The organism is Pseudomonas sp. (genome assembly GCF_030690725.1).
Lineage (GTDB): Bacteria > Pseudomonadota > Gammaproteobacteria > Pseudomonadales > Pseudomonadaceae > Aquipseudomonas.
On the sequence record NZ_JAUYGD010000068.1, the window covers coordinates 1 to 13,768 of the forward strand.

Genomic DNA, 13,768 nt, shown 5'->3' on the forward strand with positions numbered 1-13,768 from the left:
GCGCCCGGCATCCGGGTTTCGCTGCGCTCAACTTCCCTCGCTCCGGCGCTGCTCCGAGGGTCGTCACGGTGGGCCATCCCTGGCCCATCGTTCCTCGTTTGGCATCCATGCCAAACGCCCCTCTCCACAGCACCTCCACTCGGCCTCCTGACGGGATTCGGGGACCGCGTTGTTTGGGCGATTTGTGGACGGCAGAGCGAAAGGCAAAAGCAGAGCAACAGCAGAAGCATCGCGGGCAAGCCCTACGGAGTAGCGGCCAATTCGTAGGATGGGTGGAGCGCAGCGATACCCATCAAGCGTGTAATCGACCGCATGGGTATCGCCTAGCTCAACCCATCCTACGGAACGCTGGTATGCCTTCTGTCACTCATCAGCAATCTCACAGACGACGCCAAACGCCCCATCAGAAGGCCGAGTGGAATCGTTGCGTAAGGGGTTGAGCGGCATGGATGCCGCGAGAGCCGCGATGGGCCAGGGATGGCCCTTCGCGGCGGGCCCTGGAGCAATGATGGAAAGAGGGAAGTCGAGCGCAGCGAGACCCGGATGCAAGGGGCAAGACTTTTTGCTTACTTTTGGGGCGTCTGCCAAAAGTGAGCCGCCGTAAGGGCGGAACCGTTCGACCAGACAACATATAAGCGGCGCATACAAAGCCCCAAAGAAGCGGCAAAGCTCGCGGCTAAAGCCCCTCCCACGCATTCAAACAGCAAGTAGCCCGGACAACCACCGCAATGGTGGATGGAAAAACGTCATCCACCCTACGCGCTCATTCCGAAACCTGCTCCAAGAAAATCAGCTGCAATGGCTCACTGAGCAAATCATCAGCCGTGGCGGCAAACCGCTGAAAATACGGCGTCGCAAAATGCGCATCCAGCGCCGCCTGATCCTTGAACGCTTCACGCATATAGAACGTGCCGGGCTCATCCCTTCGTTCAAACAACACGTAATCAAGGTTGCCCGGCTCGGCCCGCGTCGGTTCTATCAGGGTCAACAAGCCCGCTTTAAGTGCCTCTTGTTTACCGGGCTTGGCTTTGAGTACGGCAAGGGATACCAATGGCTTTTTCATGGTGTTGGCTCTTTCAGGTGGTTGGCTTGCACATCCGGCGGCGGCAGTGAACATCAGCGCACACAGCCAATAGCCTAAGTGTTTGATCGGCTGCTTCATCGTTGTCACTCGCTGTGGACTGGGATCATCCTGGTCGATCCCACCACGGAGAAACACCGACAAAACGCGCTAACACTTTCTTCATCGAATTGAAAATGACGCGCCTTTAATCACCATTACCTTGGTTTAAGCCACAAATCAGCGCAGCGGAGTAAAAGCCGCAGGGCGAGCGAAGCCATTCGATCAGGCAACAGGGAAGCGGCGGATAACAACCAACCCGGCACTCCAATTAGTTCTTATGTGCTCGCAGCCATTGCTCTACCTGTTCGAGCAATTCGCTCGCCCGAGCCACAGCCTCTTGAGCCATGGCGGCGCTGACCGGTTCTACGGAATAGTCCGCGACATTGCGCTGCTTACGCAGGCCATCGAGTACCACCATGGTCTTGCTATCCAAACCGATGGTACGTGGCAAGCTCTGAATCATGGTCTGGTGGTGGCCCGGCGTACTGGTCAGCGTCCGGAAGCCATTGGCCTGGAGCGCCGCATTCTCCGATTGCATGATGCACTTATAGGCCATTTCGAAACGGCCTTCGCTACTCATGTCGGCCAGCTGGGCGTCCGCCAAGCTGCGTTTGGCGGCCTCAAGCAGACGCCCGACATTTGCCTCATCCGGCTCGATGCGCTCCAGCAAACGACCCAGCAAATTTTCCAGTGTCATTCCCGCTCCTTGGACTCGATCAAGTCATGCTCCGTGCCAATCACAAACAGTTTTGGCCTTTGCAAAAGCTGCCTTACAAACGCCCCCTGCTCAGCCACCAGCTGCAACCACTCGGCTTTGGGATACACCTTGGGGTTGATCTCACGGCCCAGAATTTCCTGCAGCGGGTAGAGTTCGGTCACCAGCTCGCTAAAGCCCACATCGCCGATGACCAGCAAATCGATATCGCTCGCGGCGTTCGCCTTGCCACTGGCCATAGAACCGAATACGAAAGCGACTTCGATCCGTCCTGCGAGTGGTTCTAACCCGCCCGCCAATACATCTGCCAAACCACTGGTCTTGCGCAGGATGCTGGCAAGCTCTTCAAAAATGGGGCAATCACGATTGGCGCGGTAATGCATTTGGTTGCCGACCGGCACTTTCAGCAGCAGGCCTGCCTCTACCATCTTGGTCAGCTCGCGACTCAGCGTACCGGAGAGCGTACCGGTAAGCCGGGCGATCTCTCGCTGATGGTATTGCCGGTCCGCATGCAAGAGCATAAGCGTCAGCACCTTGCGCCGATATTCGCTGAAGAGCAGTGTGGCTAGCGACATAAGAACACCAAATTGCTGCTTTAAAGGCAGCAATTGAAGCCTAAAAAGCAGCAATACGCCAGCCCCGTGAGTGCCGGCTATGCCGCCCAACCTACAGCGTGCAAAGCCCGCCCGGCACCGCCATCACCCAATCGCGTACTGCCTGAATGGTCGGGTCGTGCTTGCGGTTTTCCGGGTACACGAGAAAGAACGGCTTGCCTTCCAGCTCCGGGCCGAAGGGCTGTACCAGGCGCCCTTCGCGCAGTTCATCCTCGATCAGCTGACGGCTCATCAGCGCCACGCCCTGCGCGCCGATGGCGGCCGAGACGGCATGGGTCTCGTCGGAGAACACCAGCCCGGCGCCGACATCCAGCCCCGGCACCTGGGCCTTCTTCTGCCACAGGGCCCAATCAAGGGGTGAAGAAACCGCAGCCTGATTGCGAAAGTGAATCAGCGAATGCTTGGGCAGCTCGGCTGCATCATGCAAACCGAGGTGTGGGCTGCAGGCCGGGATAAAGCTGTTGTCTAACAGCTTCTCCGCCACCAGCCCCGGCCAGCGGCCGTCGCCATAACGAATGGCGATATCCGCAGTGACGCCATCCAGCGTGACCGGCTCATGCGAGGCGTGGATGCGCAGGTCAATATTCGGATGGGCTTCGCGCAGCATGCACACCCAGGGCAGCAGCCAGCGCACCGCCACGGCCGGCGTGGTGCTGAGGGTAATGGCCTGCCGGCAAGGCAGCGCGCTCAGGCGTGTGGCCGTTGCGCTGATGTTGTCGAAGGCGCTTTCCAGCACCTGTTGCAGCTCGCGGCCTTGGGCGGTCAATTCCAGTTGGCGCGGCTTGCGCAGAAACAACGCGACCCCGAGCGACTCTTCCAGGGCGCGAATCTGGTGGCTGATCGCCGTGGCGGTCACCGAAAGTTCTTCGGCGGCCTGCTTGGCGCTTTCGTGACGCGCGGCCGCTTCAAAAGCTCGCAGGGCAGAAAGTGAAGGTAACCAGCGCTGCGCCATAGATGAAATCTCCTCACCCATACATGAAAATAATCGTCGTTTGTCGCCCGTTCCGGCTGAACTTAGCCTGAGTCTGCTGCGAATAACAGATGAATTCAACTTCGAAAGGAGACTCGACATGCCACATATCCTGCACCTGGACGCCAGCGCCCGCCCCGGCCTCGCCGGCAAGGATCTGCACGGCTCGCACAGCCGCAACCTCACTCAGCGCTTTGTCAGCCAATGGCTGGCCCGCCGCGCGCAAGACAGCCTCACCTACCGCGACATCGGCCAGAATCCGCCCTCGATCATCGACCACGACTGGATCGCCGCCGCCTTTACCCCAGAGGAAAAACGCGAGCCGTGGATGCAGGACACCCTGACGGAGAGCGAGCAACTGGTCGATGAATTAATTGCCGCGGACGTGCTGGTGATTGGCGCGCCGCTCTACAACTTCAGCATGCCGGCCGCGCTCAAGGCGTGGATCGACCAGATCGTACGTGCTGGCAGAACGGTGGAGGTCGACGAAAGCAAGCCACTCGATCCTTACGTGCCGCTGCTCGCCGACCGCCCCCGGCATGCCGTCATCCTCTCGGCGCGAGGTGGAGTCGGCTTTGGCGCCGGCGGCGCGATGGCGCATATGAACCATCTGGAACCCAGCCTGATCACCGCCCTCGGCTTTATCGGCATCACCCAGGTGCATCAGATTGCCATCGAGGGGCAGGAAGTAGGCGGTGAACTGCTGGCCGAGTCCGTGGCTCAAGCTATGAACCAGGTCGATGCCTTGGTGACGCAGCTGCAGCAGGCGCTGCAGGTAAACCGGATGCCAGAACCGGCCTGAACACCAGCGGCCTACTCCCCGGTAGCTTCTTTGTAGGGTGGACAACGCGAAGCTTGTCCACCTTGATGGTCAGCAAGTAGCCCGGACAACCGCCGCCATGGTGGATGAAAAAGCGTCATCCACCCTACGGGCTGCTCGCGTTATTTCTTTTTCTTATCGTCCTTGCCAACTTCGTGACCAATCACCCCGCCCACGGCGGCCCCGACGCCGGTGCACAGCACGCCGCCGCATAACAGGTGACCAGCCGCGCCACCAATCACTGCGCCGCCAGCGGTGGTCTTGTCCTGATGGGACATATTCGAACAACCACTCAGGCCCAGGGTGGCAAGCAGCATGCCGGTAAACAGCAGTTTGGAAATACTCATGCGATTGACTCCAATACGCCGCTTTATGAAATTCTCTGGCGATGTGCCCGACCCCATAGTGAACGACACTGCATTGTCATGCGCGCTGCTGCCTGGCGTCTGTGCGCCAGCAAACTTAGCCCGCCTCACGGCTACACCCTGCTCAGCAAGTCAGGGCCGCGCAACGAGAGCGCTCAAGCACGCTTTACGCAGGCAAAAATCGCATTCCCCGACAGCCCATCCCACGGGATAAGTTTCTGGTAGTCATGCTCAAACACATGCACCGCAAAGTACGGCTGCAACAGCGCCTGTAGCTCAACAAAGCCCACGGCCACCATCGGGTGCTCGTCGTGCCACACAAGAGTGTGCTCGGCCGTGGTCTTTTCAATCTGCAGGCGCAGCACCTGCGTCTCGCCCTCGCCGGCGTAATGCCAGCCGGAGCTGAAGGTGAAGTGGTCGTCAGCGTGTTGGGCGCTGTGCGCGGCAAACAGGCTGTTATCGATTTTGCCCTTGTCGACCACGTTGAAGCAGAACAGCCCTTCAACCTCAAGCGCCGCATGCACGCTAGCGATACAGGCTTTCAGCCGCTCGATGGCGCCGCTGTAATGGATGGAATAGAGAAAGCAGGTGATCAGGTCCAGCGGCTCACTCACGGTAAAGCCGCACATGTCCTGCAAGGCAAAGTGCGCTTGCGGGCAGCGTATGGCGGCCTTGTCCAGCATCGGCTGGTTAATGTCGAGGCCGCTGCTGGTGTAGCCGGCATCGATAAAATGGCGCACATGCGGCCCCGTCCCGCAGGCCAGGTCGAGGTGGCGGCTGCCGGCGTTGCCGAACAGCTGCTGCAGCCGGTGGATACAGTGGCTTTGCGCCTGGTAGTCAATATCCGCGCACATCAGGTCGTAATAATCAGACAGGTCGGTGTAGAGGGCATTAACGGACATGGTGACCTGATGATGGGCGGGCGGCTTGCGCGGGCGCGCATCATAGCCCAAGCCAGGTCTGCGCCGTTCAGCGTCTGCCCGCCGCACGCAACAACCCGCACGCCGATGCCAGCACACCAAGCCGAGGGCGCTACAATGCCGCCCTCGCGACCGCACCAACGCGCACGCCTCGGAGCCAGACTGACGATGTTCACCCTTGTACACCTGGATAGCCCGCCACCCGAATCGCTGCAAAGCCAGATTCTGCAGATGGTGGTGGACTACCTCAGCGACATCAGCCCGCTGTCGCTGACGCCGAGCAACCCGCTGTATCAGCTGTACCAGTACGTGATTGGCTACGAGATGCACCTGTATCTGCAGGCCATGGACACTGCCATCGACAGCAGCGCGCGGTTGATCCTCGCCCTGAGCGATCAGGACCCGTCCCAGGTGCTGGGCTTTGCCCTGTACCTGCCGGCCAAGGATGCCCCCGAGTCCTGCACCCTGGCTTATATGGCCGTGCAGGCCAGCCAGCGTCGCCATGGGATTGCCGGCGCCATGCTGCAGCAGATGACCAGCCGCCACCCGCATGCCGAACTGGCCTGCGTGGCGGGCAAGGTCGCCATCTTCGAGACCATGGGTTTTCAGGTGCTGGCGGCGCGCGGGCCGCAGGTGCTGATGAGCACCCGCAACTACAGCGCGGACGGCATGCTGGCGGTGCAGGACTTGGCGCCGATCTTCCAATCCACGGAGGTCCGGCAGATTCACGCCTACCTGGTGAAGCAGCACGGCAAGCGAGCCATGAGTGATGCAGAGAAACAGCGCGACCGCCTCCTCGACCAGATGGCCCAGCAAGCGCAGGCGCTGGTACGCGAACGGTTGATCGTGCATTGAGCGCAGCATGACAGCCGCCACAGAGAAACCGCGCTGAGCGCGCCACATACAAGCGAAACGCCAATGACCATTCTGACTATTTCCGCCGCCTGCCTGCTCGACGATACCGGTCGCCTGCTGCTGGTGCGCAAACGCAACACCCAGGCCTTTATGCTGCCCGGCGGCAAGGCCGAGCCGGGTGAAGACGCCATCAGCGCGCTGACCCGCGAGCTGGCCGAAGAGCTTAACCTCAGCCTGCCAGCCAGCGCCCTGCAGCCACTCGGCCAGTTCCGCGCAGCAGCAGCCAACGAGGCCGATACCTGGATCGACGCCAGCGTGTTCCAGGCGCGCCTGCCGCACAATGTCAGCGCCGCCGCCGAGTTGGAAGAACTGCGCTGGCTCGCCCCCGGTGACGTACCGCCAGCAACCCTGGCGCCGCTACTGCGCGAGCATGTGCTGCCGCTGCTCTGGCCGGCGGTTCAACCCACTCGCCCGCTCAATGCCGATTAACCGCCATGACTGATTGCGGCCTTAGACCGACTCACGCATCCGGGGCAAGCATAGCGCTAGCGAACCGCGCAGACTGGGCAGTATATTCACGGCCATGACGTCAAACCCGCACCTGCCCCACGACAAACTACTGGATCTGCTACTGGACGTTGTCTGCGTAGTGGATAAAGACGGCCGCTTTCTCTCCGTCAGCGCGGCCAGCGAACGGGTCTTCGGTTATCGGCCCGACGAAATGATTGGCCGCACCGCCTTTGAACTGATGCATCCGGACGACCGCGCCGCCAGCCGGGCGCTGGTCAAGCGCATCAACTCGGGCCAGCCCTCGCATGACCACGAGAACCGCTACATCCATAAAGACGGCCATATCGTGCATATCATGTGGTCGGCCCATTGGCTTGAGGCCGAGCAGGTGCGGGTCGGTGTGGCGCGCGATATCACCCGGCGCAAACGGGCCGAGGCGGTACAGGCGGCGCTGTATGCGGTATCGGAAGCGGCCCACGCGGTTAGCGACTTGCACATGCTCTACGGCCGCGTGCATGAGGTGATCGCGCAGTTACTGCCGGCCAAGCATTTCTACGTAGCGCTACACGACGCAGCGAGTGACCAGCTCAGCCTTGCCTATCAGGTCGACCCATGTGGCGCACCGGCCGTCACCAACGCGTTCTGCGCCGAAGTGATTCGCTCAGGCACTGCCCTGCTGTTAACCCCTGATACAGCCCCGCAGTGGCTTGCCCAGCATGGTGCAACAGCAACGCATGCCCTCGACTGGCTGGGCGTACCGCTGATTTCCGGCAGCCAGACCATCGGCGCCCTGACGCTGCAGAACCACAGCGCCAGCGTGCGTTACAACGAGCAGGACCAGGAGCTGCTGCAGTTCGTGTCGAGCCAGGTGGCGGCGGCGATAGAGCGCAAGCGCACGCAGTCGCGCCTGGAGTTTCTCGCCCAATACGACCAACTAACCGAGCTGTCGAACCGCACGCTGTTTCTCGATCGCTTACGCAGTGCATTGCAGCGGGCCAAACGCGACAGCCTGCGCCTGGCGGTGCTGTATCTCGATATGGATAACTTCAAACAGATCAACGACACCTTCGGCCACAGCGCCGGCGACCTGCTGCTGCAGGAAGTCGCGCGGCGCCTGCGCCAATGCGTGCGTGAGTCCGATACGGTGGGCCGTTTGGGCGGCGACGAGTTCGCGGTGATCGTCGACAATATCGGCCGCCAGGAAGATGCCACCCTGGTGGCCGAAAAGATTATTGCCGCCCTCAGCGCGCCCTACCTGCTGGAAGGCCACAGCCTGATCAGTGCGCCAAGCCTGGGCATCGCAGTGCACCCCGAGCACGGCCAGAGTGAACTGCAACTGGTGCGCCACGCGGATGAAGCCATGTACGTGGCCAAACGCAGTGGCGGCAAGCGTTATGTGGTGGTCGAGAAGCCCATCAAGTAATCGGCAACATCTATCAACGGACGGCCCACAAGGCCCATGCACCAAGGACTTTTTATGACCTCGCCAAAACTGCCCCTGCTCGTTCTCGCCTGCGCCCTGCCCCTGGCAGCTTGCGCCGCCACGCCCGAGGCGCTCAAGCCTTACCCGGCGGCCAGCAGCGGCTATAACCGCCATGTGATCGAGCTACCGGCACAAGCCGATGAGGCCGAACACAAGGTCGAGCTGATCGCCGGCAAAACCCTGGAAGTGGACTGCAACACCCAGCGCCTCGGCGGCCAGTGGCAGGAGAAAACCGTCGAAGGCTGGAGCTACAACTACTACGAGCTGGGCCAGGTCGGCCCGGCGATGAGCACCCTGATGGCCTGCCCCGACAACAGCCGCAAGCAGGCGTTTGTCCCGGTGGGTGGCGAGCCGCTGCTGGTGCGTTACAACAGCAAGCTGCCGCTGGTGATCTACGCCCCGGCCGATGTGCAGGTGCGTTACCGCATCTGGTCCGCTGCGCCCGACACCAGCCCCGCGCCGCAGCAATAAGCCGCCTGCGGGATCAACAGGCCGTATAACGCCGGCCTGTTCGCCACCCTCAGCTCGCCGGGCTAAGCATCTCGATCTGGCGAATCTCGAAATCACTGCGCAGGTAGTCCATACGCCGCGCATAAAACTCGCGCATATGCGGCAAGGCACTGTGGATGGCCAGATGCTCCTGCGACTGCCAGACCTCATAGAAGATAAACAGCGTCGGATCGTGGCTATCGCGCAGCATGTGGTAGGCGATGCAGCCCGCCTCGGCGCGGCTGGGCTCGACATAGGCGCGGAACAGCGCCGCAAACTCGGCGGCCTTTTCCGGCCGGGTGTGGGCGTGCAGGATAAATCCGTAGTGATCAGCCATCTGAGGCTCCTGGCAGGGTGGGTTTATTTACCCTACAACAGCTAAAACTGATCAATTCATGCCTTTTAGTCACATGTCATTTGCGTGCCAGCGGCTGTTGCTACCCGCCTGCGCGCCCTAGCATGCCGCCATCAATTTACCGAGGCCCATGCCATGAAGAAGATCCTGCTGCTCAACGGCGGTAAACAGTTCGCCCATTCCGATGGCCGCTACAACACCACCCTGCACGACACCGCACTGGCCTTTCTCGACCGCGCCGGTTTTGACCTCAAACACAGCCATATCGACAGCGGCTACGACGTCGCCGAAGAGGTGGCGAAATTCCTCTGGGCCGACGTGATCATCTATCAGATGCCCGGCTGGTGGATGGGCGCGCCCTGGACGGTGAAGAAGTACATCGACGAGGTGTTTACCGAAGGCCACGGCAGCCTCTACGCCAGTGACGGCCGCACCCGCTCGGACGCCTCGCAAAAATACGGCAGCGGCGGCCTGATTCAGGGCAAGCAATACATGCTGTCACTGACCTGGAACGCCCCGCAGCAAGCCTTCGACGACCCGACTGACTTCTTCGAAGGTAATGGCGTGGACGCCGTCTACCTGCCCTTCCACAAGGCCAACCAGTTTCTCGGCATGAGCGCCCTACCAACCTTCCTCTGCGTCGACGTGATGAAGCGCCCCGCCATCGAGGCCGACATCCTCCGCTATGAGCAACATCTGGCGCAGGTGCTGGGCTAAGCAACTGGCTTTAGCGGCAAAGGGGCAAGGCCAACAGCTGCGCCCCCAGCCAGCCGGCCAGGTACACACCCAGGCCGAACACCAGATGGGTGACCAACGCACGCAACCTGACCTGCCAGGGATTGGCCATCCGTGAAGCCGCCAGGCCCATGCCGAACCCCGGCTGCATCAGCAGCAACGGCGCCGCCACGCTGACAATGCCGAGCAGCAACGCCGGCAACAGCGTTGGCCGGCATAGCCAGTGCGGCCCGACTAGCGCCACAAACAGGCCGACGAAGGCCACTCCGATCAGGTAATGGCTGCACCAACCCAGCAGCCGCTCGCCACGCACCGGTTGCGCCTTGCCGATGGCCGCATGCTGGAAACGGCCATGGCGCATATGCCCCAGCCAGCGGCCGACCAGGGCGTAGTCCAGCGAGGCAATGCCGAACCAGCGCCGCCGCGCCAGCGCCCAGGCATCCATCAGCAGCGTTGCGCCCATGCCCACCAACAGCATGTGCAGGATCAATTGACTGTTCATATTCACCTCTTTTGCTTTGTCTGAAAGGCTGTTTTCATAAGCCTGCCAGTTCAAGTCAACTTGAGGTCAAGGATGAAAGAGATGGATATCGGTAAAGTCTCACGCTGGTCCGGTTTGCCGGCGTCGACCCTGCGCTATTACGAAGAGAAAGGCCTGATCCGCTCTATCGGCCGTAATGGCCTCAAGCGGGTGTTCAGCGAATCGGTGATCCAACGCCTGGCGCTGATCGCCCTCGGCCGCGAGGCGGGGTTTTCCCTGGATGAAATCGCCACCATGCTCGCCGCAGGCAACCAGCCGGCGATTGACCGCGCGCAGCTGCAAGCCAAGGCCGTCGAGCTGGACCGCAGCATCAAACGCCTCAGCGCCATCCGCGACGGCCTGCGCCACGCGGCCTCCTGCCCGGCGGAAAATCACCTAGAGTGTCCAAAATTCCAGCAGCTGATGAGCCTGGCCGCCCGCACCACGGCCAGAACCAGGGTTCACCCGCCGCTCAAATAAGCGGAGCGTCAGGCACGCGCCATAGCCAAACGCCAGCATCCGTTCGTCTTACTGCATAGCTTGCCGGATGGACGGCACATCACATTGAAAAACGCCGTCCCATACTGATTTTCCTCATGTGCTTCGCGCTGTGTGCATGAGATCAACCACATGGATATCAATCCAAGGGTGACGTGCCACAGCAGTGCAGTAGCTCGAGCAGTGAGAAGTTTTACGGGCAGGGTGCGCCCCTTGTTGAATAGGAGTGTTCAGCAATGTCGCATCTGCCTGAAAGTTCGAAAATCCCGCCCATGCCCGACCTGCTTCCGCCCAGCGCAGAAGATGGCCCCGGCCTTAGTAACGCCAACATCAGCAACGCCAACCTGGCGATCAATCCCAACCTGCAGCTGCAACCCGGACCAATCATCCTCCCGCAGTTGCGCAGCTTGCGGGCCGGCTGCTGGCTGCTCAACTACAAGCCCAGTGGTGCACCGCTGGTGTCGTATGACGGCACGCTGCGGGTCGAGTCGCACAGCGAAGGCCGCACGGCCAGTGGCGACCTTTATCAGCGGCCGGTGATCTTCCTGCCGCTGCCCATCACCTCGCCTATACCGCTGCAAAACACTCTCAAACCCAGTGTCAGCCTGACGCCCAGACCCATCCTGCTGGCGGGCCCCAACCCGGCGTCGGGCATCCCGATTCTGCCGCGCTCGCGCTACCGCTACTACGTGCGGGTGACGACGCTGCCGGAGTACTTCTACCTGGGCAACAGCTTCAGTCTGGGCTTCCAGCTGTATCGCTTCACAGAGCCCAATAGCTGGGCGCTGGAGAGCACGCTGACTGCGCAGATGGTACGGATGACTGGGCCAGCAGGCTTTCCGTCACCCTCGGACTATGCCGAAGGCGATGTGAAAAACGCTGCCAATGTGGTGGTCGGACGCTTGACCATGGGCTGGCTATCCACCTACCTGCGCCGCTGCACGGTGGAGATCGACACCGTCAGCGGTTCCGAACGACCAACCAACAGCGGCATCGGCCATACCTGGACCAGCCTGATGGATGCGGTGGGTTGGCAAACCACAGTGCACCTCAGCGATACCAATGTCGCCGAGCCCAGCGGCAACTCCTGGTCCAATGCAGAAATGCACGCGGCCATGCTGGCGCGGCGCGCGGTGGTCAACCTCGACAGCGAGTGGCGCTATCACGTGCTGGCGGTGAAGAACATCGACTCCACTCCACGCGGAATCATGTACGACAACGGCGGCACCGACTCCAACAACGTGCCACGCGAGGGTGTGGGGATTGCCTCGCACTGGACCATTTCCGCCGGCTGGGGCACGGTCAGCGGTCAGCGCTTTGGCACGGCGGCAGCGCCCTACTTCCGCACTGCGGTGCATGAGCTGGGGCATGCCATGGGCCTGTACCACAACTCGGCGGACTTCGGCTTTATGTGCACGAGCGATGTGATCGCGGCTGCCGGTACGCCTGCCACGCCGTTCCCGAGCAATATCCAGTGGTCCTTCCACCCGGATAACCTCAAGCAACTGCGTCACTACCCTGACCCCTTCGTGCGTCCAGGTTCGGTAGCCTTCGGCAGCGCCTCCACAGCCACCCCAAGCATCTCGCCGACGGATCTGGAAGCGGACGTGCTTGGCCTGGATCTGAAGATCACCCCGCTGCTCGGCGAACTGCCGTTGGGGGCACCAGTGCGGATCGGCGTCACCCTGCGCAACCATGGTGATCAGCCGCTGCTGGTGCCGGCAAGCCTGAGCCTGAAAAGCGAGAGCGTCAGCGGCAGCGTGACCGACCCATCGGGCAACGTGCGGACCTTCCGCACCATCATCCACTGCATCGAAGACTCGCCATTCAAGGTGCTTAACCCTGGTGAGCAGATCGAGGAGTCGATGACCCTGATGCGCGGCGCCGAAGGTGCGTTGTTCGGTGTATCGGGCATCCACCAGGTGCAGGTCGAAGTGCATTGGGAAGTGGATGGCATGCTTGCCCATCTGGCGGACAGCGCCAGTGTGATGGTCACCGCTGCCGTCGACGCCAATCACGCGGAAGCTGCGCACAAGGTGCTCACCACCCCGGATGCCCATCTGGTGCTGGCCATCGGCGGTGATCACCTGACTGACGGCATCGCGGCGATCCAGGCGGCGTTGGACTCTCCGGTGCTCAAACCGCACTTTGCCGCCATCGAGACCAAGCGCCTGGCCAGTCGTTTTATGAAGCGCAAACCAGACGCCAAAGCGGCGACGGCGCTGCTCGATTACGACACGGTGATGAGCGGCAGCGAGCATGACAAGCTCGAACGCTTGCTCGGCGACGCGGGCGGCAGTTTGCCGAAGGCCGGCAAGGCCAAGGCCAAGCCAACTCGCCTGACCAGCGCCAAGTAGTGCAAACGCAGTAAAACGGAATGCGCGGGGCCCATGCCCCGCGCACTCCAAACCAAGCGACCAAGGAGAGTCAGAATGGAATTGCATGAGGCACAACTGTCAGGCAACTGGCACAAGAACAGCCAGGAACAATGCGCCGCCGGTTATGCCGCGCACCTGCACCTGCAGAGCAATGGCCTGTATGTCGGCAGCAGCGAACCCGCCGGCACCTTCACCTGGTGGGACCAGGGTACTTGGGCGCTGCAGGGGCCCGGCAAGCTGGCCATTTCTACCGCCAATGACGAAGTCGTCACTTACACCTACAGCCTCAGTGACGGCACCCTGACCTTTACCGACCCTGCGGGCTGTCGCTTCAGCTATCGCCGCGCGCCCTGAACGGAGCATGCCGTGCAGAGGCACGGCCCCTAGCAAGAGCCTTTTACGCATCGCCAAGGAGGCA

At 61.5% G+C, this 13,768-nt stretch carries 17 protein-coding genes; 9 read left to right on the plus strand and 8 right to left on the minus strand.

Annotated features, from left to right (window positions below; translation table 11 throughout):
- Nucleotides 1-763: 763 nt before the first annotated feature.
- The 4 genes from Q8O69_RS17395 to Q8O69_RS17410 all read right to left on the minus strand — a co-directional run bounded on the left by Q8O69_RS17395 (nt 764) and on the right by Q8O69_RS17410 (nt 3,404).
- Complete coding sequence (locus Q8O69_RS17395; RefSeq protein WP_305593612.1) at nt 764-1,063, minus strand: putative quinol monooxygenase; 300 nt, start codon at nt 1,061-1,063, stop codon at nt 764-766.
- A gap of 328 nt (nt 1,064-1,391) precedes the next feature.
- Nucleotides 1,392-1,820 carry a DNA-binding protein gene (locus Q8O69_RS17400; protein WP_305593475.1) on the minus strand — a complete coding sequence of 143 codons (429 nt, stop codon included), beginning with the start codon at nt 1,818-1,820 and terminating at the stop codon, nt 1,392-1,394.
- Entirely contained in the window at nt 1,817-2,413 is a 597-nt protein-coding gene (locus Q8O69_RS17405; protein WP_305593476.1) for a nucleotidyltransferase domain-containing protein, read from the minus strand. The genes Q8O69_RS17400 and Q8O69_RS17405 overlap by 4 nt, the downstream gene beginning before the upstream one ends.
- A gap of 91 nt (nt 2,414-2,504) precedes the next feature.
- The gene (locus Q8O69_RS17410; protein ID WP_305593477.1) at nt 2,505-3,404 is read right to left on the minus strand and encodes a LysR substrate-binding domain-containing protein; all 900 of its coding nucleotides are present in this window, start codon (nt 3,402-3,404) and stop codon (nt 2,505-2,507) included.
- A gap of 118 nt (nt 3,405-3,522) precedes the next feature.
- On the opposite strand from Q8O69_RS17410, the gene Q8O69_RS17415 reads away from it, so the two are divergent.
- Nucleotides 3,523-4,224, plus strand: coding sequence for an FMN-dependent NADH-azoreductase (locus Q8O69_RS17415; protein ID WP_305593478.1), 702 nt, complete (start codon nt 3,523-3,525; stop codon nt 4,222-4,224).
- Between the two features lie 140 nt (nt 4,225-4,364).
- Here Q8O69_RS17415 and Q8O69_RS17420 read toward each other — a convergent pair whose 3' ends face one another.
- Both Q8O69_RS17420 and Q8O69_RS17425 read right to left on the minus strand, forming a co-directional pair.
- Nucleotides 4,365-4,589 carry an osmotically-inducible lipoprotein B gene (locus Q8O69_RS17420; protein WP_305593479.1) on the minus strand — a complete coding sequence of 75 codons (225 nt, stop codon included), beginning with the start codon at nt 4,587-4,589 and terminating at the stop codon, nt 4,365-4,367.
- 173 nt (nt 4,590-4,762) lie between these two features.
- Nucleotides 4,763-5,509 (minus strand): class I SAM-dependent methyltransferase, encoded by a 747-nt coding sequence (locus Q8O69_RS17425; protein WP_305593480.1) that lies wholly within the window; start codon nt 5,507-5,509, stop codon nt 4,763-4,765.
- 186 nt (nt 5,510-5,695) lie between these two features.
- On the opposite strand from Q8O69_RS17425, the gene Q8O69_RS17430 reads away from it, so the two are divergent.
- The 4 genes from Q8O69_RS17430 (at nt 5,696) to eco (ending at nt 8,846) form a co-directional block, all read left to right on the plus strand.
- On the plus strand, nt 5,696-6,382 hold the full coding sequence (locus tag Q8O69_RS17430) for a GNAT family N-acetyltransferase (protein ID WP_305593481.1): 687 nt from the start codon (nt 5,696-5,698) through the stop codon (nt 6,380-6,382).
- Between the two features lie 63 nt (nt 6,383-6,445).
- Nucleotides 6,446-6,871 carry an NUDIX domain-containing protein gene (locus Q8O69_RS17435; protein WP_305593482.1) on the plus strand — a complete coding sequence of 142 codons (426 nt, stop codon included), beginning with the start codon at nt 6,446-6,448 and terminating at the stop codon, nt 6,869-6,871.
- Nucleotides 6,872-6,965: 94 nt separating this feature from the next.
- On the plus strand, nt 6,966-8,315 hold the full coding sequence (locus Q8O69_RS17440; RefSeq protein ID WP_305593483.1) for a diguanylate cyclase domain-containing protein: 1,350 nt from the start codon (nt 6,966-6,968) through the stop codon (nt 8,313-8,315).
- A gap of 54 nt (nt 8,316-8,369) precedes the next feature.
- Nucleotides 8,370-8,846: a serine protease inhibitor ecotin gene (gene eco / locus Q8O69_RS17445; protein WP_305593484.1), complete on the plus strand. Its 477-nt coding sequence runs from the start codon at nt 8,370-8,372 to the stop codon at nt 8,844-8,846.
- Between the two features lie 49 nt (nt 8,847-8,895).
- Here the strand turns inward: eco and Q8O69_RS17450 are convergent, their stop codons facing one another.
- Nucleotides 8,896-9,201, minus strand: a complete 306-nt coding sequence (locus Q8O69_RS17450) for a putative quinol monooxygenase (RefSeq protein ID WP_305593485.1) — start codon at nt 9,199-9,201, stop codon at nt 8,896-8,898.
- Between the two features lie 153 nt (nt 9,202-9,354).
- Between Q8O69_RS17450 and Q8O69_RS17455 the strand changes: the two genes are divergently transcribed.
- Nucleotides 9,355-9,936: an NAD(P)H-dependent oxidoreductase gene (locus Q8O69_RS17455; RefSeq protein WP_305593486.1), complete on the plus strand. Its 582-nt coding sequence runs from the start codon at nt 9,355-9,357 to the stop codon at nt 9,934-9,936.
- A gap of 10 nt (nt 9,937-9,946) precedes the next feature.
- On the opposite strand, the gene Q8O69_RS17460 is transcribed toward Q8O69_RS17455, so the two are convergent.
- Nucleotides 9,947-10,456 (minus strand): DUF2938 domain-containing protein, encoded by a 510-nt coding sequence (locus tag Q8O69_RS17460; RefSeq protein ID WP_305593487.1) that lies wholly within the window; start codon nt 10,454-10,456, stop codon nt 9,947-9,949.
- A 72-nt stretch (nt 10,457-10,528) separates the two neighbouring features.
- Here Q8O69_RS17460 and Q8O69_RS17465 point away from each other — a divergent pair, with 72 nt between their 5' ends.
- From Q8O69_RS17465 to Q8O69_RS17475, 3 genes are all read left to right on the plus strand, one after another.
- Nucleotides 10,529-10,954, plus strand: coding sequence for a helix-turn-helix domain-containing protein (locus tag Q8O69_RS17465; RefSeq protein WP_305593488.1), 426 nt, complete (start codon nt 10,529-10,531; stop codon nt 10,952-10,954).
- 254 nt (nt 10,955-11,208) lie between these two features.
- Nucleotides 11,209-13,329 (plus strand): hypothetical protein, encoded by a 2,121-nt coding sequence (locus Q8O69_RS17470; RefSeq protein WP_305593489.1) that lies wholly within the window; start codon nt 11,209-11,211, stop codon nt 13,327-13,329.
- A gap of 75 nt (nt 13,330-13,404) precedes the next feature.
- Nucleotides 13,405-13,704 (plus strand): hypothetical protein, encoded by a 300-nt coding sequence (locus Q8O69_RS17475; protein WP_305593490.1) that lies wholly within the window; start codon nt 13,405-13,407, stop codon nt 13,702-13,704.
- The last annotated feature ends 64 nt before the right edge of the window (nt 13,705-13,768 follow it).

What these genes read in the sequence shown, in the direction of transcription:
- Q8O69_RS17395 (WP_305593612.1), bottom strand. Translation starts at nt 1,063, where the DNA reads ATGAAAAAGCCATTGGTATCCCTTGCCGTACTCAAAGCCAAGCCCGGT.
- Q8O69_RS17400 (WP_305593475.1), bottom strand. Translation starts at nt 1,820, where the DNA reads ATGACACTGGAAAATTTGCTGGGTCGTTTGCTGGAGCGCATCGAGCCG.
- Q8O69_RS17405 (WP_305593476.1), bottom strand. Translation starts at nt 2,413, where the DNA reads ATGTCGCTAGCCACACTGCTCTTCAGCGAATATCGGCGCAAGGTGCTG.
- Q8O69_RS17410 (WP_305593477.1), bottom strand. Translation starts at nt 3,404, where the DNA reads ATGGCGCAGCGCTGGTTACCTTCACTTTCTGCCCTGCGAGCTTTTGAA.
- Q8O69_RS17415 (WP_305593478.1), top strand. Translation starts at nt 3,523, where the DNA reads ATGCCACATATCCTGCACCTGGACGCCAGCGCCCGCCCCGGCCTCGCC.
- Q8O69_RS17420 (WP_305593479.1), bottom strand. Translation starts at nt 4,589, where the DNA reads ATGAGTATTTCCAAACTGCTGTTTACCGGCATGCTGCTTGCCACCCTG.
- Q8O69_RS17425 (WP_305593480.1), bottom strand. Translation starts at nt 5,509, where the DNA reads ATGTCCGTTAATGCCCTCTACACCGACCTGTCTGATTATTACGACCTG.
- Q8O69_RS17430 (WP_305593481.1), top strand. Translation starts at nt 5,696, where the DNA reads ATGTTCACCCTTGTACACCTGGATAGCCCGCCACCCGAATCGCTGCAA.
- Q8O69_RS17435 (WP_305593482.1), top strand. Translation starts at nt 6,446, where the DNA reads ATGACCATTCTGACTATTTCCGCCGCCTGCCTGCTCGACGATACCGGT.
- Q8O69_RS17440 (WP_305593483.1), top strand. Translation starts at nt 6,966, where the DNA reads ATGACGTCAAACCCGCACCTGCCCCACGACAAACTACTGGATCTGCTA.
- eco (WP_305593484.1), top strand. Translation starts at nt 8,370, where the DNA reads ATGACCTCGCCAAAACTGCCCCTGCTCGTTCTCGCCTGCGCCCTGCCC.
- Q8O69_RS17450 (WP_305593485.1), bottom strand. Translation starts at nt 9,201, where the DNA reads ATGGCTGATCACTACGGATTTATCCTGCACGCCCACACCCGGCCGGAA.
- Q8O69_RS17455 (WP_305593486.1), top strand. Translation starts at nt 9,355, where the DNA reads ATGAAGAAGATCCTGCTGCTCAACGGCGGTAAACAGTTCGCCCATTCC.
- Q8O69_RS17460 (WP_305593487.1), bottom strand. Translation starts at nt 10,456, where the DNA reads ATGAACAGTCAATTGATCCTGCACATGCTGTTGGTGGGCATGGGCGCA.
- Q8O69_RS17465 (WP_305593488.1), top strand. Translation starts at nt 10,529, where the DNA reads ATGAAAGAGATGGATATCGGTAAAGTCTCACGCTGGTCCGGTTTGCCG.
- Q8O69_RS17470 (WP_305593489.1), top strand. Translation starts at nt 11,209, where the DNA reads ATGTCGCATCTGCCTGAAAGTTCGAAAATCCCGCCCATGCCCGACCTG.
- Q8O69_RS17475 (WP_305593490.1), top strand. Translation starts at nt 13,405, where the DNA reads ATGGAATTGCATGAGGCACAACTGTCAGGCAACTGGCACAAGAACAGC.